Source organism: Nocardioides sp. (genome assembly GCF_035697785.1).
Classification (GTDB): Bacteria; Actinomycetota; Actinomycetes; order Propionibacteriales; family Nocardioidaceae; genus Nocardioides_B.
The window spans coordinates 1-20,007 of record NZ_DASSCL010000172.1 but is presented as its reverse complement, the minus strand read 5'-3'; the positions used below and the strand labels follow the sequence as shown (position 1 = coordinate 20,007).

The window sequence follows — 20,007 nt, the reverse complement described above, 5'->3', positions numbered from 1 at the left end:
GCGATGATCACCACCACGCCGTTCCATCCACGCCTGAGCGAGCTCAACAGCCAGGGGCTCTACACGCACTGGCAGGGACGGCTCTCCGCGCTGCGGTACACCGACGCGCCGAAGCACGAGTACTTCGCTGTGCGCAACGCGGTCGGCGTCTTCGACACCTCACCGCTGTACAAGTACCGCGTCACCGGACCCGGCTCCGAGCGGCTGCTGTCCGGCGCACTGCTCCGGGACATCCGCACCTGCCGTCCGGGCCAGGCGCAGTACACCGCGTGGTGCGACGACCGTGGGTTCGTCATGCACGACGGCGTGGTGTTCCGGCACTCCGCCGACGACTTCCTGCTCACCGCCGGCCGACCCACCCTCTCGTGGTTCCAGGAGCTCGCGTCCGGGTTGCCGGTGCAGCTCGAGGACGTGTCCGACGCCTACGGGATGCTGGCCGTCCAGGGGCCGCGCTCGCGCGCCGTGCTCGCGACGCTGATGCCCGCGGCCGAGTCGCTGGCGTACTTCGACCATGTGCCCGCCAAGGCCGCCGGCGCCGCGGTCACCCTGTCGCGCACCGGCTACACCGGTGACCTCGGCTTCGAGATCACTGTGGACGCCGACGACGCGGTGGCCGTGCTCGACGCGGTACTCGACGCCGGTGCCACCCACAGCATCCGGCCGTTCGGTGAGGAGGCGCTGATGACGCTTCGCATCGAGGCCGGCCTCCCGCTCGTCGACGTCGAGTGGCACGACGCCCGGCTCGCCCTGAGCGACGCCGACTGCGTGAGCCCCAAGGAGCTGGGCCTCGGCTGGATGCTCCGCGGTGTCCGCGACGGCTCCCGCCGGTTCGTCGGGTCAGAGCCGATCCGCCGCGAGCTGCTCGACGGCACGTCGCGCTGGGCGACCACCGGCCTCGTCGTCGACGCCTCGCACTGGGACCGGCTGCACCGCGACGTCGGCCTGTTTCCGCCGAAGTCCGAGCACCCGCTTCCCTACGAGGCGATGGTGCTCGACGACGACCGGGTGGAGGTCGGCTACTGCACGAGTTTCGTGTACTCGCCGATGCTGCAGCGCCACATCGGCATCGCCCGGGTCCGCCCCGACCTCGCGGCGGTCGGCACGGACCTGCGGCTCGAGCTCGCGATCGCCCACCACAACACGACGGTGCGGGTCACCACGACCTCGATGCCGTTCTTCGACCCGGAGAGGAAGAGGTCATGACCACGTCGCACGACTTCGACGCGATCATCGTGGGTGGCGGTCACAACGGCCTCACCAACGCGGCGTACCTCGGCAAGGCCGGGCTGCGGACTCTGGTGCTGGAGAAGAACGACCTCGTCGGCGGTGCCGCCATAACCGAGGAGCTGATGCCCGGCTTCTCCTTCACGACGTTCTCCTACGCACTCAGCCTGCTGCGACCGGAGATCATCCACGAGCTCGACCTGGTGGAGCACGGGTTCCTGCCGCTGATGATGCCGTCGTCGTTCCATCCCACCGGGGACGGTGACTATCTCCTGTTCGGCGACGATCACGGCCAGAACCTGCAGGAGATCCGCCGCCATTCGCCGCGCGACGCGGACGCCTACGAGCGCTACCACCATGACCTCGACCGGGTCTGCCGGGCGATCCGTCCACTTTTCGACAACGCGCCGCCGAACATCTTCGGCAGCGACCCTGAGGACGCCGTCGACGTGAAGTGGCTGGTCGACCACCTCGGTGGCATCGACCGCAAGACGATGCACGACGTCGTCCGGCTGCTGACCGGCAGCGCCGCCGACTGGCTCGACGACTACTTCGAGCACGAAGCGATCAAGGGCTTCCATGCGTCGTCGTCCATCATCGGCTCCAAGGTCGGTCCGATGTCGCCGGGCTCCGGCCTGGTGCTGCTCTTCCACAAGATGGGCGAACACGACGGCCACCTCGGCTCGTGGGCGTTCCACAAGGGAGGCAACGGCGGCTTCACCCAGGTGCTTGCCCGGGCGGCCGAGGCGAACGGTGCCCAGATCCGGCTCGGCGCACCGGTGGCCTCGGTGCTGACCGAGGGCGGCCGAGCAGTCGGCGTCGTACTGGACGACGGGACGGAGTTTCGCGCCCGGGTGGTCGTGTCCGCACTGGACCCGCGGCGTACTTTCCTCGACCTCGTCGAGCCTCGCGAGCTGCCGCTCGACTTGGTCGACAACGTGCGGCGGATGAAGTTCCGCGGCGTCTCGGCCAAGGTCAACTTCGCACTCGATGGGCTGCCGGTCTTCCCCGCCCTGCCGGACACCGATCACCAGTTCGGTGGCTTCCTCAACATCGGCCCGACCATCGAGTACGTCGAGAGGGCGTTCGACGCCGCGAAGTACGGCTGGTACTCCGAGCGGCCGTTCATCGACGCGGCGATCCAGTCGGTGGTCGACCCCGACATGGCCCCGCCCGGGAAGCACGTCATGTCGTGCTTCGTGCAGTACGCGCCGTACGAGCTGAAGGGGAGCGACTGGGAAACCGAACGCGACAGTTTCGGCGACAAGGCGCAGGCCGTGCTCGAGTCGCATTTCCCGGGCTTCGGCGACCTGGTGCTGCACCGCGAGGTGGTCACACCCGTCGACATCGAGGCCCGGACCGGACTGACCGAGGGCAACATCTTCGCCGGGGAGTTCCTGGCGCCGCAGATGTACTTCTTCCGGCCCGCGCCCGGTTGGAGTCGCTACGCCACGCCGATCGAGGGCTACTACCAGTGCGGCTCCGGCACCCACCCCGGCGGGTGTGTGATCGGAGCCCCCGGGAAGCTCGCTAGCGAGCGGATCCTGTGTGACCTCGCCCGCTGACGCTCGACGATCGCCAGCCCAGGCACGCACCCGACCGGCGTCGAGGTCGGCAGGCGTCCGGCGCGGCGTCCAGCAGCTCGTTGTGGTTGCCGACGATGCTGCTAACCGGCAGAGCCCGCTGAGAACCCTGCGTGGACGACGCCGTCTGCTCGGACCAGGCCTTGCCCCGGGCTACTTTCAGGACCTTGCCTCGGGAACCTTCCCGTAGCGGGTCGCGGAGGCTGCCAGGTGGAACAAGCCGACAGCAACCCGATTCGGGCGCAGCTCCGGGATCCTCCGGGATCCCCCTACCGCACCGATCCACTCGATGCGGAGATGTTCTCGCCGGCAAACAGTGGCAACGTGCACCTGACAACGCCTGGCGATCGCCGGTCGAAGAGCCGAACGCCGACGGTCTTGGATTCCGTCGGCGTGCATACCCCCTCCCCTCCAAAGCCGCAGGTCGGGACCCGGTTCCGGAATTTCGGGCGGGCGAGGAGCACCAACTTCCTCCCGTATTACGCCCGGCCAAACCATTGACAGACCTGGTCGTCCGCGTATCCGCAGGTCAAAGGCCTGAAGCGACCGGCCGAAAAGTGTGTCCGAAAACCGCTGGCGAACATACCGCCTACCGGTATCTAGGGCGCTGAGCCGAAACGCAAAACCGCAGGTCAGCAGGACAATTTCGGTTGGTGGCAGGTGCAGGATTCGAACCTGCGTAGGCATACGCCGACGGATTTACAGTCCGCTCCCATTGGCCGCTCGGGCAACCTGCCAGTGCTGACCCGGCTTGGAGGCCGGCGCAGCGACACGAAAGAATAGCGCAGCCAGACTCGCTGACTAAATTCGCCTGGGACCCAGGCATGGGAGGTACGCCGCATGGCCGACTCGTCGTTCGACATCGTGAGCAAGATCGACCAGCAGGAGGTCGACAACGCCATCAACCAGGCGCAGCGCGAGATCAGCCAGCGGTTCGACTTCAAGAACACCGGGGCCACAATCGAGCGCTCGGGGGAGCATGCCGTCGAGATCTCGGCTAACGCCGACGACCGTGCCAGCGCGGTGCTGGACGTGTTCAAGGACAAGCTGATCAAGCGCAACCAGTCGCTGAAGATCATCGAGGCGGGTGAGCCGCGGCAGAGCGGTCGCGAGTCGAAGATCTCCGTGGCCCTCAAGGAGGGCATCTCCCAGGAGAACGCCAAAAGGGTCGGCAAGCTCATCCGCGACGAAGGTCCCAAGGGCGTCAAGGTCCAGGTGCAGGGCGACGAGCTGCGGGTGTCGAGCAAGAAGCGTGACGACCTGCAGGCGGTCATCTCGCTGGTCAAGGGTCAGGACTACGACTTCGCCGTGCAGTTCACCAACTACCGCTGAGGCATCCGACAACGATTCGTCTGCGGTCCGCCGGTGAGAATCACCCCATGGACCGCAGACGAATCGTTGTCGGGCGGCCCGGGGAGGGCGCATGAACTGGCGGGGACATCTGGTGCTGTCGGTCAAGGCTGCGCTGGCGGCCGGGCTGGCCTGGCTGCTGGTCCAGCCGTTGTGGGGCTTCGCCGACGACTACCCCTACTACGCCCCGCTGGGCGCGGTCATCGCGGTCACGTCGACGGTCGCGGGGTCGGTGCGCGAGTCGCTCCAGGGGCTCGTCGCCATTGCGGTCGGCGCGGTGATCTCGCTGGCCGCGCTGCGGACCCCGTTGCCGGTGGCCGCGGAGATCGCCCTTGTCGTGCTGGTCGGTACGGCCGTGTCGGGCTGGCACCGGTTCGGCAACAAGGCGGGCTGGGTGCCGATCACCGCACTGTTCGTGCTGATCATCGGCCAGGGTGACGCCGTGGACTACGCCTTCGGCTACCTCGGGCTGGTCGGGCTGGGCGCGGCGGTCGGCATCGGTCTCAACGTCGCCTTTCCTCCGCTTGCGCTCAGCGCGATGGCGGACTCCGTGCGTCGGCTGCGGGCGTTGCTGGCCGACCAGCTCGACGACCTCGCCGAGGGGCTGCTCAGCGAGGAGGCGCTCACGCCGGACCAGTGGCGGCAGCGACAGCGCGCGCTGCGCCCGACGGCCGAGGAGATGCAGCGCGTGGTGGGTCACGCCACCGAGGCGCGGCGTGCCAACTGGCGGGCAAAGCGGTGGGACGAGACGGCGGAGTGGCGCTACCAGCAGGCGCGCGCTCTGCAACACGTGGCGTTCCTGATCGAGGACCTGACCGCGCTCGTCGTCGACCAGGAGCACGCCGAGCGGCAGCGGGTCGCCCTGGGGCCGCGGCTGCGCCCGCACGCCGCGCACGCGCTGCAGGAGATGGCCGAGGTGCTGCGCGTGGTCGACGGGGACGAGAAGCCGGACCAGCAGCTGTACGTCGCCGACGAAGCGGTCAACAAGCTCGTCGACGAGCTCCGCGACGAGCGGGTGCGGTCCGACAGCGACCTCTTCGCGGCAGGGACCGTCGTGGCCGGTGTGAGGAGGGCCCTGGCGTCGCTGGCACCCGAACGGCTGCGCGACGAGATCCCGTCGGACTGGTGAGGCCTCAGCCCAGAGTGGCGAGCACCGGGTCGAGCAGCCAGCCGGGCAGCACGGAGAAGAGCACACCGGCCACGAAGGTCATCCCGATCGCCACCCCCACCCCGTTCGGTACGTCGTACGTGGAGGCGCCGACCGACACCGCGGGCCGGAACAGCTCGCGCAGCCACTTCGCGTAGTAGACGAGGCCGATCGCCACGTTGACCGCCATCACGACCACCAGCCACGTCACCGACGAGGCGGCGTCGAACACGATCACCTTGGCCAGCAGCCCGATCACGCCTGGCGGGAGCCCGGCGAGCGCGACCAGGGCGAAGGCGAGCGGCCAACCGGCGCCGGGCTCCTCTGCGATGAGGCCGCGGTAGTCCGAGAGCCGCTGCGCGGGGTGTCGGGTGCCGACCACGGCGGCGACCGCGAAGGCGCCGAGGTTGATGAACGCGTAGACCGCCAGGTAGCCGAGCGAGCCGGCGAGGGCGTCGCCCGCCGCGCCCGGCCGGACCGCCCCGAACGGCACGAGGATGTAGCCGGCCTGGGCTACCGACGACCAGGCCAGCAGCCGGACGGCGTGGTCCTGGCGGAGTGCAAGCACGTTGCCGACGGTCATCGTGAGCGCAGCCATCACCGCTACGACGGGGGCCCAGGCGTCGGCCAGCCCCGGCAGGCCACGGCCGAGCACCAGCATCAGCCCCACGAAGCCCGCCGCCTTCGACACGACTGAGAGGTAGGCGGCGACGGCGATCGGGGCTCCTACGTAGGTGTCAGGCACCCACATGTGGAACGGAACTGCGGCCACCTTGAACGCGAGCCCGACGACGGTCAGCAGCGCGCCGGCGATGAGCACCGACTCGGGCTCGGCGCCCTGCGCGACGGACGCCGCGACCGCGTCGAGGAACACCGACCCGGTCACGCCGTACAGCAGGGAGATGCCCATCAGGGTCACGGCCGTGGACACCACCGAGACGAGGAAGAACTTCAGCGCCGCCTCGGCGGCGCGGGGGTCGCCACGGCGCAGCCCGGCGAGTGCGAACGCGGGCAGGGAGACGACCTCGAGCGCGACCAGCAGGGTGATCAGGTCGCGGGAGGCAGCGATCGTCAGCGCACCCGCCGCGGAGCTGAGCAGCAGGAAGTGCCACTCTCCCTGCGGGATCCGCCCCTCGACGACCGACGCGGTGCCGATGAGCGCGACGACCGCCGTGCCGAACAGCACGATCCCCCAGAACACCAGCGTGAAGCCGTCGGTGGCGAACGAGCACAGCAACGGACCCTCGACACCGTCCTCGATGCAGAACGTGCTGCGCACCGGCTCCTGCCAGAGCAGCACCGTGGGGACGGCGGCCACCGCAGTGGCGAGCACGGTCAGCGCCGACGGCAGCAGTGCGAGCCCCGAGCCGCGGTCACCGGGGAGGTCGAGACGGTCATGACCCACGAACGCGTCGACCATCAGCACCAGCACCGCGGCCACCGCAAGCACGGTCGGGGCGGCCACCGCCAGCCAGTCGATGCTCTGCACGGTCATCGCAGCCCCCCGAGGAACGCGACGGTCGCCTCGGCGACCGGGGTGAGCAGCAGACCCGGTGCGACACCGAAGACAAGCGTGGCGGCCACCAGTGGCGACCAGGTCAGCCACTCCCAGGCGGTGACGTCGCCGCGGACCACCGGCTCGGGCGGTGCGGCGCCGGTCTCACCGGACTGGAACGCGGAGCGGATCATCGCTAGGAAGTACGCCGAGGCGAGGATCACGCCGAACGCCGCGATCACCGCGAGCAGCACGAAGGTCTCCCGCGGCAGCGACCCGTCCGGGAACACCGCGGACCGGATCGCCAGCATCTCGCCCCAGAACCCGGCCAGGCCGGGCAGCCCGAGCGAGGCCATCGCGGCGAAGGCGACCAGACCGCCGAGCCGCGGCACCTGCCCGTAGAGGGCCCGCAGCCGGCCGAGGTCGCCGGTGCCGTAGCGGTCCTTGACCGCCCCCACGAGGAAGAACAGCAGCCCGGTGATGATGCCGTGCGCGACGCTGGCGTAGACCGCGGCCTGGACGCCGCCGAGGGTGAACGTGGTCGCGGCGAGCACCACGAAGCCCATGTGCCCGACGGAGGAGTAGGCGATCAGCCGCTTGAGGTCCGTCTGCGCGAGGCAGGCGAGCGCGGCGTACACGATGCCCACGACCGCGAGCCCAGCAACGACGGGCTGCAGCCACTCCCAGCCCGGATCCACGACCGGCAGCCAGAACCGCAGGAACCCGTAGGTGCCGAGCTTCAGCAGCACCGCGGCCAGCACCACCGAGCCGACCGTCGGGGCCTTGGAGTGCGCGTCGGGCAGCCAGATGTGCAGCGGCCACAGCGGCGTCTTCACCGCGAGGCCCAGCGCGACGAGCACGGCGGCGGCCAGCGCGGTGGCCCCGGAGGGCTGGTAGGACGCGGCGATCTCGACGATGTCGAAGGTGCCGGCTTCGGCCCGCACCAGCACGAAGCCCACCAGCATGAGGGCCGACCCGAGAACCGTGAACACCAGGAACCGGGTCGCGGCCCGGCGCCGCAGTGCCTCGCCACGCGGTCCGTGCGCGTCGCCCCACCGGTCGATCACGAACCACATCGGGATGAGGGCTACTTCGAAGAACGCGAAGAACAGCACCAGGTCGAGGGCGAGGAAGCTGCCGAGGACGCCCGCCTCGATCACCAGCAGCAGCACGGCGAGCGCGGTCGTGCCACCGCCTTCGGGGGCGTTGCGGACCAGCGCGATCAGCGCGCACGCGAACACGACGGTGCTCATCAGCACCAAGGGAGCGGAGATGCCGTCGAGGCCGAGGTGCCAGCGGATGCCGACCGCCTCGACCCAGGCCACGTCGACGTGGGACCCGTCGAGTGCGGTGGTGGAGACGACGACAGCCCACACCGACCAGGCGAGTACGACGAGGCCACCGAACGCCGCGACCCCCACGCCGGCACGGCCGCGGCGACCGACGAGCATGGCCATCGCGGCCATCACTACGGGTGCCGCGACGAGTCCGTTGAGCACCAGGGCGTTCATGCCACCGCTCCCGCCAGGACGGCGACCGCCGCGGCGCCGACCACGACCACGACCAGGTAGGTCTGCACGTTGCCCGTCTGCGCGAGCCGGAGCAGTCCCCCGATGCCGCGTGCGCTCGCGCCGGCACCGTCGGCGTACCCGTCGATGACGTCGCGGTCGCCGGCGCGCACCAGCTGAGCCAGCCAGCGCACCGGTCGCACGATCGCCAGCTCGTAGACCCGGTCGATCGGCGGGTGCGGCAGCACCACCCGCGGCCACATCGCCCGGCCTCGGGCCCGCCACACCAGCAGCACGACGACGGCCGCCACTGCCACGAGCAGGGTCATCACGATCGACTCCGCGACGTGGAAGAGCTCGACGTCGTACGCCGGCCCGAACAGGGCCGCGGGATCGGCGACGACGAGGCCGCCGAGCACGGTGGGGACGGCGAGCAGGTAGAGCGGCACGCGCATGGACGGCGGCGACTCGTGCACGTCCCGTTCGTCGGCCTCGTCGACACTCCCAAAGAACACCAGCAGCCAGGCCCGCAGCGAGTAGGCGACGGTCAACAGCGCGGTGAGCACCATCGAGACGAGCAGCAGCCAGGCCACCCACGGCCAGACGAGCCGGCCGTGCTGGGCACCCTCGAGCGCGCCGGCGATGACGGCGTCCTTGGCGAAGAAGCCGACCAGGGGTGCGACTCCAGCGAGTGCCGCGAAGCCGATCGTCATCGTGGCGAAGGTGTCCGGGAGCTTTGTGCGGAGCCCGCCCATCTCGGTCATCGACGTCGAGCCGCCGACGGCGTGCACCACCGACCCGGCCGACAGGAACAGCAGCGCCTTGAACGCACCGTGGGCCAGCAGGAGCAGCACCGCCGCCGGCCACGCCCCGACCGCCAGCGCGCCGAACATGTAGGCGAGCTGGCTGACCGTCGACCAGGCCAGCACGCGCTTGAGGTCGTCGGTGACCAAGGCGTACAGCGCGGAGATGAACATCGTGACCGCGGCGGTGAGCGCGAGCAGCGTGAGCGCCACCGGCGCGGAGAGGAAGAGGGGGTAGACGCGGGCCACCAGGAACACACCGGCGGCAACCATCGTCGCCGCGTGGATCAGCGCGGAGATCGGCGTCGGGCCGGGCATCGCGTCGGGGAGCCAGGTGTGGAACGGGAACTGCGCCGACTTGCCCATCACGGCAATGGCCACCAGCACGGCCGGCAGCCAGAGCTCGTCGCGCGGCAGCGCCTGGTCGGTGACCGCGGCCATGACCGTGCTGATCCGGTAGCTGTCGAACCGCTCGCCCAGCACCAGGATCGCGAACAGCAGGCCGAGGTCGGCGGTGCGCGTCATCAGGAACGCCTTCACCGCGCCGCTGCGCGCCTCGGCGAGCTCCCAGTGGTGCGAGATAAGGAAGTACGAGCACGCACCCATCAGCTCCCAGCCGACGAGCAGCACCCAGAGGTCGTCCGCGACGACCACGGCCACCATCGCGCCGGTGAAGATCGACACGAGGGCGGCGTACGACGGGTAGCGGGGGTCACCGGCGAGGTAGCCGAGGGAGTACACCTGCACCAGGAACGCCACGACGCCGACCAGGATCAGCAGCACCGCCGACAACGGGTCGACGTACACCGCCAGCTCGATCGGCGGGAGCGTGGACGCCGTCGCGACGTAGACCTCGGCGAGCGGCTCGGCGTCCCCGAGGTGGGCCGCGGCCACCACCGAGGCGAGGGCCAGCGTGGTGAACGACCCGCCCACCGCGATGCCGCGGGCGGCCACGTCGGCCCGGTGGCCGAAGAACAGTGTCGTCACAGCCGCCGCGAACGGTACGACGAGCATGGTCAGCACCACCCAGCTCATCGGACCCCCCGTTCGGCGCCCCGGGGTTCAGGTAGGTCGAGACGGTCGCGGTCCGCGAGGTCCCGGAGCCGGTCGACGTCGATGTGCCCGTGGCTGCGGAACACCAGCAGCACGATCGCCAGCGCGAGACCGATCTCCGCGGCCGCGATGACGATGGTGAACAGCGCCAGCGTCTGGCCGCCGTGCAGCACGTCGCGGAAGGCGGCATCGAAGGCGACCAGGTTGATGTTGACGGCGTTGAGCATCAGCTCGACACCCATCAGGACCAGCACCGCGTTGCGCCGGGCGAGGACGCCGTAGACGCCGATCCCGAAGAGCATGCTCGCGAGCAGCAACGGCCACCAGAGCGGCATCAGCCGTCCTCCCGGTCCCGCAGCCGGGACAGCACGATCGCCCCCACCAGCGCGGCGAGCAGCAGCACGCTCAGCACCTCGAAGGGCAGCACCCAGCGGCGGAAAATGGTCTCACCGGTGACCTCGGCCGAGCCGACGACGACCCGGTCGAGGTCGATGCGCACGTCCTGGAAGCCCGCCACCACGGTCACGCCGAGAAGCACCGCGACCAGGAGCCCCACTACGGCGGCCGGCACCGCACGACGCACGGTCAGGTCCGGCTGGGGGCCGGTCGGGGCGCGGGTCAGCATCAGGGCGAAGAGCAGCAGCACCACGACCGCGCCGACGTAGATCAGCACCTGAACCCAGGCGACGAACTCGGCGGCGAGGACGAGGAACACCCCGGCGACCGACCCGAGCGTGACCACCAGCCAGAGCGCGGCGTGCACGAGGTGCGAGGTGGTGACGACGAGCAGCGCGGACACGACGGCGATCCCGCTCAGCAGCAGGAAGATCGCCTCGACCCAGCTCACGGCCGGTCCTCCGGCGCGGGCCGCTCCGCCGCCTTCTCCGCCGCCTTCTCCGCCGCCTTTTGGGCGACCCCGATCTCCTTCGCCGGCTCCGCATTCGGGTCGAGGGCCACCGGCGCCGGCACGGTCCACATCCACTCCCGCAACCGGTCCTTCTCGTGCGTCAGCTCGCGGATGTCGAGCTCGGCGTACTCGAACTCCGAGCTCCAGTGCAGTGCGTCGAAGGGGCATACCTCGATGCAGATCGAGCAGTACATGCAGATCGAGAAGTCGATCGCGAACCGGTCGAGGACGTTGCGGGTCTTGTCCTTGCCGCCCTCGGTCGTCGCCGGGATCACGTCCTTGTGCGAGTCGATGTAGATGCACCAGGCCGGGCACTCGCGCGCGCAGAGCATGCAGGACGTGCAGTTCTCCTCGATCAGCGCGATGACACCGCGGCTGCGCGGCGGCAGCTCCGGCAGCGCGTCGGGGTAGTGCGCGGTGACCGAGCGCCGGGTCAGCTGGCGCATCGTCAACGCCAGTCCCCTGGCCAGACCGACTCCCGGGATCCTCACGCGGTCATCACCACCCCGGCCGCCGTGATCGCGAGCTGGAGCAGGGCGAGCGGCACCAGCACCTGCCAGGCGAAGCGCTGCAGCTGGTCCTCGCGCAGCCGCGGGTAGGCAACCCGCACCCAGATCACCACGAACGCCACGGCCATCGTCTTGAGCAGGGTCCACAGCCAGCCGAGCTGGTCGTCGAAGGGTCCGCGCCAGCCGCCGAGGAACAGCACGGCGGTGAGCGCGGAGAGTACGACGATGCCGGCGTACTCGGCCAGGATGAACAGCGCGAAGCGCAGCCCGCCGTACTCGGTGTAGGGCCCGAAGACGATCTCGGCGTCGGCGATCGGCATGTCGAACGGCGGTCGCTGCACCTCGGCGAGTCCGGACACGAAGAACACGAACATCGCGATCCCCTGCCACAGCAGCCACCACGGCGACCACTCGAGGACGATCCCGGTCAGCGAGAGCGTGCCGGCTGCCATCGCGACCGACGCGGCGGCGAGCACGAACGGCAGCTCGTAGGCCATCAGCTGCGCGGCCACCCGGATGCCGCCGAGGAGGCTGAACTTGTTGGCGCTCGACCAGCCGCCCATCAGGCTGCCGATCACCCCGGCTCCCATCACCGCGATGACGAAGAACAGCCCGATGTCGAGGTCCTGGCCGACCAACCCCGGGCCGAGCGGGATGACCAGCATCGCGACCAGGTAGGGCACCAGCGCGACGGCCGGCGCGATCTTGAAGACCATCCGGTCGGCCGCGGCCGGGACGACGTCCTCCTTCTGCACGAACTTGACGCCGTCGGCGATGAGCTGCGCCCAGCCGTGGAAGGCGCCGGCGTACATCGGCCCGACCCGGCCCTGCATGTGCGCCATCGCCTTGTGCTCGACCTGCCCGACCAGCAGGGGCACGACCAGGAACGCGGCCAGCACGCCCGCCAGCCGCAGTGCGAGCTCCAGGGCCTCACTCACTGCGCGGCCAGTCGTCCGGCACGCCCGGCGGCTTCATCCGGCGCCGGGACGTGGTTGCTGCGGGGGCGTGGTCGCTCTCACCGGGCTCCTTCGCGCCCGGCCACGGCTTCGCCACCCGCGAGGCGAGCACGAACTCCTTGCGCAGCGGGTGACCCTCGAACTCCTCGGGCAGCAGCAGCTTCGCCAGCGGAAGCACCTCGCCCCCCGACGTGAAGTCGACCCCGAACATCTCGTGGGTCTCGCGCTCGTGCCACCTGGCCCCGGCGTACACCTCGACGACCGACGGCAGTGTCGGTGAGTCGCGCGGCACCCGGGTGCGGACCAGTAGATGCACCACGCGGCCGGGCGAGCGGTGATCCGCCACGTGGCAGACGATCCGGAAGCCTTCGTCCTCGCTGCCGAGCTCGTCGACCGCGGTCAGGAAGTCGAAGAAGGAGCAGCCGAGACCGTCCCGGGCCAGCAGCAGGGCGTCGACCCAGTGCTCCGCGGGCACGTCGACGGTCAGCGGACCGAAGCCCTCGTCGACGGCGGCGTCGTCACCGAACGCACTGGTGTACGCCGCGCGCACCCGACCGGGCCACAGCTCCGCGGGTCTGCTCACGCCGGTTCCCTGCTGGTCGTCTCGTCGGTGGACGAGCCCGTCGAGGCCGGCAGCACCAGCCCGCGCTGCACGGAGGCCGCGTCGGTCGCGCGGTAGCCCGCGGTGTAGCGGTCCTTCAGCGACTCCCCGTCGATCTTCTCCTGCAGCTTGAGGATGCCCTGCAACAGCGCCTCCGGCCGCGGCGGGCAGCCAGGCACGTAGACGTCGACGGGGATGATCTGGTCGACTCCCTTGGTCACGCAGTAGGAGTCCCAGTAGGGCCCGCCGGAGTTGGAGCACGAGCCGAAGGAGATGACGTACTTGGGCTCGGGCATCTGCTCGTAGAGACGTTTGATGGCGGGCGCCATCTTGTCGGTGACCGTGCCCGACACGACCATCAGGTCGGCCTGCCGCGGACCCGGCGCGAACGGGATCACGCCGAGGCGGATGAAGTCGTGACGCGCCATCGACGTGGCGATGAACTCGATCGCGCAGCACGCCAGGCCGAAGTTGAACACCCACAAGGAGTACTTGCGACCCCAGTTGAGCAGGTATCGGGCCGGCTTGGGCGCGAGCCTCTGCAACGGGCCGACCGTCGGCATGCCCAGCTCCGTCGTGGTCACGTCCATATCAGCACCCCCTTGCGCCACGCGTAGACCAGACCGACGGCGATGAACCCGATGAAGACGCCCATCTCCGCAACACTGACCCAGCCGAGCCCGGCGAACACCGTCGCCCACGGGAACAGGAAGACCGCGTCGACGGCGAAGATCACGTAGAGGTACGCGAAGACGTAGTAGCGCACATGGGTCTGCGCCCAGCCCTCCCCGACCGGGTCGACGCCGCACTCGTAGGTGAGCAGCTTCTCCGGAGTGGCGTGCGCGGGACGGAGCATCGCGTTGCCGCCGAACATCGCGGCGACCAGCAGGACACCGAGCACGATGATCGCGAGCAACGGGACGTAGGTCCCGAAGTAGTCGGCCGCGCTCGAACCCGCCACGTGGCCACTCTAGGGATTGACGGGCCTGTCCGCAGGGGGCACGCCCCAGCTACCCCGTCCGGGGCGCCAGTCAGGCGGCCGGTCCGGGCTCCCCGAGGTCGTAGACGCGCCGGATGCTGCTGCCGAGCTTGCCGATGTCGGCACCGTAGACGTGCAGCGAGATCGCCTTCGGCGTACCGCTGTTCGAGACCCGATGGATGTCGCCGGGGGGCGCGATGCCGGTCACCTCGCCGCGCCTGTTGACCGTGTGCCCCGACACGACCAGCTGGCGACGCCCCTTGCGGCCCGCCAGCCGATAGAGCGTCTCGGTCTCCTGCCCCTCGTACACGCCGACCGTGCACCAGGACACGTGGTCGTGCACCGGAGTCGCCTGACCGGGCAGCCAGACCAGGGCCACGACCGAGAAGGACCCGTCCGGCTCCACGTGCAGCACGTGCTGGGTGTACCCCTCCTCCGAGCCCTCCCGCTGGTGCTCCTCGAGCAGGCCCGGCTGACGCAGTGCGGGACGTAGGTACTCCGCTACGTGACGGGCCGTGTCGCCTTCGGACAGGCCCCGGGCCACGACGGTGCGGATCCGGGTGATCAGGTCGGTGAGTGGCGTGCGTACGACGGTGGTGGTCATGACCCTCCTCCTCAGCCCACCAGGGCGGCGTTCGACGGGAGCGGACGCAGCGCACCGGCGACCGCTCGTGCCTGACGGCGGATGTCCGGTACCGCGGCGACCTCCCACTCGGACCCGCGGCGAGCGGCGCCGACGACGTGCACGGCGCGGGCCGGTACGCCTCCCTCGTCGCGCAGCCGGCCGTCGCCGGACACGTCCAGACCGAGCCCGTGCGGCCCGGGTCGCAGCAGTCCCCGGGCCGCGAGCCCGTCGACCAGCGGGTTCCATCCGGGCGTGGCCGCCGGGGCGGGTCCGGTGCAGTTGACCACCAGGTCGAACGACGCGACGTCGACGTCGCCCGGGCGGGTCACGCGCAGCCGACCGTCGAGCTGGAGGCCCTCGACGAGATCCGCCATGGCCGGTGCCATCCGGTGCCGGGCGATCTCCCAGTGGCGCGCCGCGTGTCTCAGGAACCGCTGCTGCTCGGCGTACGACCAGGCGGCCCATTGCCGGTTGGCCCCGGCCTTCAGCGCCTCCACGACGGCACGCCAGTCCCCGCCGGCCTGTGCGGTCCCGGCGCGGGCGGCCGCGAACGCTGCGGCAACCGTCGGCTCGGGCCGACCGTGCACACCGCCCGGGAGCGGCGGGTGGTCCAGGTGGCGCAGCGGCAGGAGACCGTGTCGTGACACGGCGACCATCTCCACTTCGTGGTGCGCGTTGGCCAGCTGGGCGGCGACGTCGACCGTGGTGAGGCCGGTGCCGACCAGCAGCACTCGGGCGCCTCGGGCCACGCGGTCGGTGAGGTCGGAGGCCCACGGGTTCGCGGCGTAGGCCACGGCGGCGCTTCGGTAGTCGGGAAGGTCCCGCGGCCTGGGGTTGCCGAGCGCGAGCACGACTGTGTCGGCCGGCAGCTGGGCGCCCGAGGAGAGCGTCACCGAGTAGTCCGCGCCGCTGTCGTCGATCCCGACCACCTCTCCGCGCACGCGGGTGAGCCGCGAACCCGCGGACACCGGCGCCTCGAGCAGGCTCGCGAGGTACGCGCCGTAGACGTGGCGGGGCAGGAAGGTGTCGGTGCCGACGATGTCGTCCTGCTCGCGGCACCAGCGGACGAGGTGTTCCGGGTCGTCCTCGAACGCGCTCATCCGGCCCGCGTAGTTGTTCAGCAGGTGCAGGCTCTCGCGGGTCCCGTAGGCGAGCCCGGGCCCGACGACGTCGCCGCGCTCGACGATGCGGACGTCCAGGGGCGTCCCTCCGCGCTCTCGAAGCATGGTGGCCGCGGTGATCACACCGGCCGCTCCGCCGCCGACGACCACGACTCGCACGGGTCTCCGCACCTTCCACGTCCTCTCGTTCGATCGAACCACTAAATCACAGTGATTTACTAGAGATAGACTGCCACGAGCGCCGAGGAAACGCACATCACGGCCGGCCCGGGGCGTGTCGCGGGGGCGTCCGTCCCACACCGCGGGCCGCCCGCCCATTACCCTGCGCAAGGTAAAGAGACATCGACCAGCAGACTGGGCAACCTTTCCGCCCCGCACCGCGTCTGAGGAGACATGAACCGGATCGGACGGCAACACCTCCGCCGCGCCCTCGTGGGCACGACCACCACGCTGGCGGTCGTCATGACGGCGGCCGGTGCGTCGTACGGCGTCATCGGCCTCAGCACCGCGACGGACTCGGCGCTGCGCGACCGCGCGCTGCCGCGCACCGTCGCCCTCGACTCGACCCGTGAGCAGGCACCGGTCGACCCGGTCCGGCAGTCCCAGGACCGGCTCCCGCAGCCGCCGCCCGCGACCGCGCCGGAGCCGGTGCTCGAGCCCGGCGACAGCGGCCGCAAGGTCCGCGTCCTCCAGGCCAGGCTCGCCCAGCTCGACTGGTTCACCCCGCCGGTCACCGGCGAGTACGACCGCGTCACCAAGCGGGGCGTGCGGGGCTTCCAGCGCAAGCGCGGCTTCGAACGCACCGGGGTGGTCGACGCACGCACCTGGCGGCGGCTGCAGCGGATGACCCAGAAGCCGAGCGAGGACGTGCTCTTCAACCGTGCCGGACGTCCGCTCTTCGAGCCGGGAGACTCCGGCATCCGCGTGCGTCGCATCCAGGCGCGGCTGCGCCAGATCGCCTGGTACTTCGGCGACGTCACCGGCACCTACGGACCCAGCACCCGCAAGGCGGTGTACGGCTTCCAGGGCAAGCGCGGCATCCCGCAGACCGGCAAGGTCGACCGCCGCACGCTCGACCTGCTGGTCGGCATGACGACGAACCCCACCGCCGACGAGCTGGCCAACCGGCCGCCGGACCCGGCGGACGGCCGGCCGCTCGACCCACGGTGCAGGACCGGCCTCGCCCTGTGCATCGACAAGACTTCGCGCAGCCTCCGCTGGGTGGTCGACGGCAAGGTCAAGGTCACCGTCGACGTCCGGTTCGGGTCCGCCGAGCTGCCCACTCGCGAGGGGGTGTTCTCCGTGTACCGGAAGTCCCGCGACCACGTGTCTTCGCTGTACCACACGTCCATGCCGTTCGCGATGTTCTTCTCGGGTGGCCAGGCAGTGCACTACTCCCCCGACTTCGCCGCGACCGGCTACAACGGCGCGTCCCACGGTTGCGTGAACGTGCGGGACTACAACGCGATCGCCAGCCTCTACGACCGGGTCCCGATCGGCACCCGAGTCGTCATCTACTGGTCCTAGCGAAGTCGGGGGCGAAGGTCAGGCCGACACCTCCGCGACCGGCCGGGGCCCGACCGTCATCGCGCCGCGGTGCGGCGTCATCCACACCCGGTCGCCCACCCGGAGGACCGAGGCGCGCGCCTCGGCCCGGCTCAGCACCACGGAAACCGAGTCTCCGTCGCCCGCGTCGACGGTGACCCTGACCTCGAAGCCGACGCGGAGCAGCCGGACCACGGTCCCGGGCACGGCACCCGGCACCCCGGGGCTGGTGTGCAGGTCGATGTCGTGCGGACGGATCAGCACGCCCTCGAGTGTCGTGACCTCACCGAGGAACGACATCACGAAGTCATTGGCGGGCTCGTCGTACAGCTGGTCCGGGGTCCCGACCTGCTCGATCCGGCCGTCGTTGATGACCACGATCTCGTCGGCGACCTCGAGGGCCTCCTCCTGGTCGTGGGTCACGAAGACGGTCGTCACGTGCACCTCGTCGTGCAGCCGGCGCAACCAGTCGCGCAGCTCCTTGCGCACCTTCGCGTCCAGGGCGCCGAACGGCTCGTCGAGGAGCAACACCTTGGGCTCCACGGCCAGCGCCCGCGCCAGTGCCATCCGCTGGCGCTGACCGCCGGAGAGCTGGGCGGGCAGGCGGTGCGAGAACTGCTGCAAGTGCACGAGCTCGAGCAGCTCGTCGACGCGTGCGCGCACCTCGGCCTTGGGGCGCTTGCGGATCTCCATGCCGAACGCGACGTTCTTGGCCACCGTCATGTGCTTGAACGCGGCGTAGTGCTGGAACACGAAGCCCACGTTGCGACGCTGGGGCGGCAGGTGCGTGGCCTCGACCCCTTCAATCTCGACGCTGCCCTCGTCGGCCGACTCCAGGCCGGCGATGATCCGGAGCAACGTGGACTTGCCGCCGCCGCTCGGCCCGAGCAGGGCGGTGAGCTGCCCGGTCGGGATGGACACGGAGACGTCATCGACGGCGACGAAGTCACCGAACCGCTTGCTGACGCCTCTGACCTCGATACTCATCGGCCCTCCTTGGGGCGAAGTAGCGCCACCACGACGATGCAGAGCACCGCGGCGGAGGCCAGGAGAAACGACACCGAGTAGGCCGTCTCCTGCTGGAAGTTCTGGTATCGCTGCTGGACCAGCAGCGTGGCGAGCTGGGTGTCCCCGGCGACGTTGCCCGAGACGACCTTGACCGCGCCGAACTCGCCGAGCGACCTGGCCAGGCTCAGGACGACGCCGTAGACCACCGCCCACTTGATGCTCGGCAGCGTGATGCGCAGGAACGTCTGCCGCGCGTTGGCCCCGAGGCTCCGGGCAGCCTGCTCCTGGTCGTCGCCGATCTCCTGCAGCACGGGCACGACCTCGCGGACCACGAGTGGCAGCGCGACGAAGCACGTCGCCATGATCATCGCCGGCTCGTTGAAGATCACCTGGAAGCCGTGCTCCTCCAACGTCTGCCCGAACCAGCCGGTGCGTCCGTTGTAGACGAGCACCAGCGCGAGTCCGACCACGACCGGTGAGACCGCCAGCGGGAGGTCGATGAGCGCCGAGAGCAGGCGCTTGCCCGGGAACTCGCTGCGCGCGAGCAGCATCGAGATGCCCACCCCGAACACGAGGTTGATGACGACCGCGGAGAGCGCGACGACCACCGTGAGCTGCAGGGCGTGCACCACGTCGGGATCGGCGAGGGCGGTCTGCAGACCCTCGAGACCGTTCTCGAAGGTGCGCTGCACGACCAGTGAGCTGGGCCAGGCGACCAGGAAGAACAGGTAGGTCACGACGAGTAGGCGTAGCGACCATCGGACAAGGAGCGAGCCTTCAGTCACGTTTGCTCACCCTCCTCTGGATCACGTCGAGCGCGACGAGCGCCAGCAGGGCCACCACGAGCATCACGGTGGCGACCGCGGCCGCCGAGGCGGTGTTGCCGCCCTCGAGGTAGGTGAGCACCCGCACCGAGGTCACCTCGGTGCGGTTGGGCAGGTTTCCGCTGAGCAGCACGAGTGAGCCGTACTCGCTGATGCCCCGGGCGAACGAGAGGGCCGCGCCCGCGAAGATCGCGGGGACGAGGGTCGGCAGCACGACACGCCGGAACGTGGTCGCGCGACTGGCGCCGAGCGAGGCGGCAGCCTCCTCGACGTCCGCCTCCATCTCCTCGAGCACCGGCTGCACCGTGCGTACGACGAACGGCAGCGTCACGAACGCCAGCGCCAGGAAGACGGCCTTGCGCGTGTTCGCGACGTCGACGCCGACCGGGCTGTCGGCGCCGTACAGGGACAGCAGCACCAGCCCGGCCACGATCGTCGGCAGGGCGAAGGGGATGTCGATAATGACGTCGCAGACCCCCTTGCCGGGGAAGCGGTCACGCACCAGCACCCAGGCGATGACGGTCCCCATCACGATGTTCAGGGCGGTGACAAGGACCGATGTCACGACGGTGAGCCGCAGCGCGGCGAGCGTCTGGGGGTTGGTGAGCGTTTCCGCGTAGGTCTCCCAGCCGCCACCCGACGCGGTCACCACCACGGCGGAGAGCGGAATCAGCACCAGCAGGCTGAACCAGGTCAGGGCGACGCCGAGGCCCAGTGCGGAGCCACGGGTCAGAGAACCCGAGCGGGCCGCCCGGCGCCTACGCGCCGG

20 protein-coding genes and 1 tRNA gene are annotated in these 20,007 nt (G+C 70.3%); 5 read left to right on the top strand and 16 right to left on the bottom strand.

Features of this window, described 5'->3' with window-relative positions; translation table 11 throughout:
* Nucleotides 1-1,203: aminomethyltransferase family protein (locus tag VFH10_RS17985; protein ID WP_325131070.1), on the top strand; the 1,203-nt coding region annotated here is incomplete at its 5' end.
* Nucleotides 1,200-2,789, top strand: a complete 1,590-nt coding sequence (locus VFH10_RS17980; RefSeq protein ID WP_325131068.1) for an NAD(P)/FAD-dependent oxidoreductase — start codon at nucleotides 1,200-1,202, stop codon at nucleotides 2,787-2,789. The genes VFH10_RS17985 and VFH10_RS17980, both read left to right, overlap by 4 nt.
* A gap of 669 nt (nucleotides 2,790-3,458) precedes the next feature.
* On the opposite strand, the gene VFH10_RS17975 is transcribed toward VFH10_RS17980, so the two are convergent.
* Nucleotides 3,459-3,544 (bottom strand) — tRNA-Tyr (locus VFH10_RS17975).
* A gap of 103 nt (nucleotides 3,545-3,647) precedes the next feature.
* Between VFH10_RS17975 and VFH10_RS17970 the strand changes: the two genes are divergently transcribed.
* On the top strand, nucleotides 3,648-4,139 hold the full coding sequence (locus tag VFH10_RS17970) for a YajQ family cyclic di-GMP-binding protein (RefSeq protein ID WP_325131066.1): 492 nt from the start codon (nucleotides 3,648-3,650) through the stop codon (nucleotides 4,137-4,139).
* A 91-nt stretch (nucleotides 4,140-4,230) separates the two neighbouring features.
* Nucleotides 4,231-5,286 carry a hypothetical protein gene (locus tag VFH10_RS17965; RefSeq protein WP_325131064.1) on the top strand — a complete coding sequence of 352 codons (1,056 nt, stop codon included), beginning with the start codon at nucleotides 4,231-4,233 and terminating at the stop codon, nucleotides 5,284-5,286.
* 4 nt (nucleotides 5,287-5,290) lie between these two features.
* Here VFH10_RS17965 and VFH10_RS17960 read toward each other — a convergent pair whose 3' ends face one another.
* The 12 genes from VFH10_RS17960 to VFH10_RS17905 form a co-directional block, all read right to left on the bottom strand.
* The gene (locus VFH10_RS17960; RefSeq protein ID WP_325131062.1) at nucleotides 5,291-6,799 is read right to left on the bottom strand and encodes an NADH-quinone oxidoreductase subunit N; all 1,509 of its coding nucleotides are present in this window, start codon (nucleotides 6,797-6,799) and stop codon (nucleotides 5,291-5,293) included.
* Entirely contained in the window at nucleotides 6,796-8,310 is a 1,515-nt protein-coding gene (locus tag VFH10_RS17955) for an NADH-quinone oxidoreductase subunit M (protein ID WP_325131059.1), read from the bottom strand. Before VFH10_RS17955 ends, VFH10_RS17960 begins: the two co-directional genes overlap by 4 nt.
* Nucleotides 8,307-10,145 carry an NADH-quinone oxidoreductase subunit L gene (locus VFH10_RS17950; RefSeq protein WP_325131057.1) on the bottom strand — a complete coding sequence of 613 codons (1,839 nt, stop codon included), beginning with the start codon at nucleotides 10,143-10,145 and terminating at the stop codon, nucleotides 8,307-8,309. Before VFH10_RS17950 ends, VFH10_RS17955 begins: the two co-directional genes overlap by 4 nt.
* Nucleotides 10,142-10,498, bottom strand: a complete 357-nt coding sequence (gene nuoK, locus VFH10_RS17945) for an NADH-quinone oxidoreductase subunit NuoK (RefSeq protein WP_349256536.1) — start codon at nucleotides 10,496-10,498, stop codon at nucleotides 10,142-10,144. The genes VFH10_RS17950 and nuoK overlap by 4 nt, the downstream gene beginning before the upstream one ends.
* The gene (locus VFH10_RS17940; protein WP_325131055.1) at nucleotides 10,498-11,010 is read right to left on the bottom strand and encodes an NADH-quinone oxidoreductase subunit J; all 513 of its coding nucleotides are present in this window, start codon (nucleotides 11,008-11,010) and stop codon (nucleotides 10,498-10,500) included. Before VFH10_RS17940 ends, nuoK begins: the two co-directional genes overlap by 1 nt.
* The gene (locus VFH10_RS17935) at nucleotides 11,007-11,561 is read right to left on the bottom strand and encodes an NADH-quinone oxidoreductase subunit I (RefSeq protein ID WP_325131054.1); all 555 of its coding nucleotides are present in this window, start codon (nucleotides 11,559-11,561) and stop codon (nucleotides 11,007-11,009) included. Before VFH10_RS17935 ends, VFH10_RS17940 begins: the two co-directional genes overlap by 4 nt.
* Nucleotides 11,558-12,517: an NADH-quinone oxidoreductase subunit NuoH gene (gene nuoH / locus VFH10_RS17930; RefSeq protein WP_325131053.1), complete on the bottom strand. Its 960-nt coding sequence runs from the start codon at nucleotides 12,515-12,517 to the stop codon at nucleotides 11,558-11,560. Before nuoH ends, VFH10_RS17935 begins: the two co-directional genes overlap by 4 nt.
* Nucleotides 12,510-13,118, bottom strand: a complete 609-nt coding sequence (locus VFH10_RS17925; RefSeq protein WP_325131051.1) for an NADH-quinone oxidoreductase subunit C — start codon at nucleotides 13,116-13,118, stop codon at nucleotides 12,510-12,512. Before VFH10_RS17925 ends, nuoH begins: the two co-directional genes overlap by 8 nt.
* Complete coding sequence (locus VFH10_RS17920; protein WP_349256537.1) at nucleotides 13,115-13,699, bottom strand: NADH-quinone oxidoreductase subunit B family protein; 585 nt, start codon at nucleotides 13,697-13,699, stop codon at nucleotides 13,115-13,117. The genes VFH10_RS17925 and VFH10_RS17920 overlap by 4 nt, the downstream gene beginning before the upstream one ends.
* Nucleotides 13,700-13,716: 17 nt before the next feature.
* Nucleotides 13,717-14,097: an NADH-quinone oxidoreductase subunit A gene (locus VFH10_RS17915; protein ID WP_325131047.1), complete on the bottom strand. Its 381-nt coding sequence runs from the start codon at nucleotides 14,095-14,097 to the stop codon at nucleotides 13,717-13,719.
* Between the two features lie 70 nt (nucleotides 14,098-14,167).
* A complete protein-coding gene (locus VFH10_RS17910; RefSeq protein WP_325131045.1) occupies nucleotides 14,168-14,719 on the bottom strand; it encodes a cysteine dioxygenase family protein in 552 nt (183 codons plus the stop codon).
* Between the two features lie 11 nt (nucleotides 14,720-14,730).
* A complete protein-coding gene (locus VFH10_RS17905; RefSeq protein ID WP_325131044.1) occupies nucleotides 14,731-16,032 on the bottom strand; it encodes an FAD/NAD(P)-binding protein in 1,302 nt (433 codons plus the stop codon).
* Between the two features lie 222 nt (nucleotides 16,033-16,254).
* Between VFH10_RS17905 and VFH10_RS17900 the strand changes: the two genes are divergently transcribed.
* Nucleotides 16,255-17,388, top strand: a complete 1,134-nt coding sequence (locus tag VFH10_RS17900) for a L,D-transpeptidase family protein (protein WP_325131042.1) — start codon at nucleotides 16,255-16,257, stop codon at nucleotides 17,386-17,388.
* 18 nt (nucleotides 17,389-17,406) lie between these two features.
* Here the strand turns inward: VFH10_RS17900 and VFH10_RS17895 are convergent, their stop codons facing one another.
* The 3 genes from VFH10_RS17895 to cysT all read right to left on the bottom strand — a co-directional run.
* Entirely contained in the window at nucleotides 17,407-18,393 is a 987-nt protein-coding gene (locus VFH10_RS17895; protein ID WP_325131040.1) for a sulfate ABC transporter ATP-binding protein, read from the bottom strand.
* The gene (locus tag VFH10_RS17890) at nucleotides 18,390-19,199 is read right to left on the bottom strand and encodes a sulfate ABC transporter permease (RefSeq protein ID WP_325131038.1); all 810 of its coding nucleotides are present in this window, start codon (nucleotides 19,197-19,199) and stop codon (nucleotides 18,390-18,392) included. The genes VFH10_RS17895 and VFH10_RS17890 overlap by 4 nt, the downstream gene beginning before the upstream one ends.
* Nucleotides 19,192-20,007, bottom strand: an 816-nt coding sequence (cysT, locus tag VFH10_RS17885; RefSeq protein ID WP_325131036.1) for a sulfate ABC transporter permease subunit CysT, incomplete at its 5' end; no start/stop codon positions are given. The genes VFH10_RS17890 and cysT, both read right to left, overlap by 8 nt.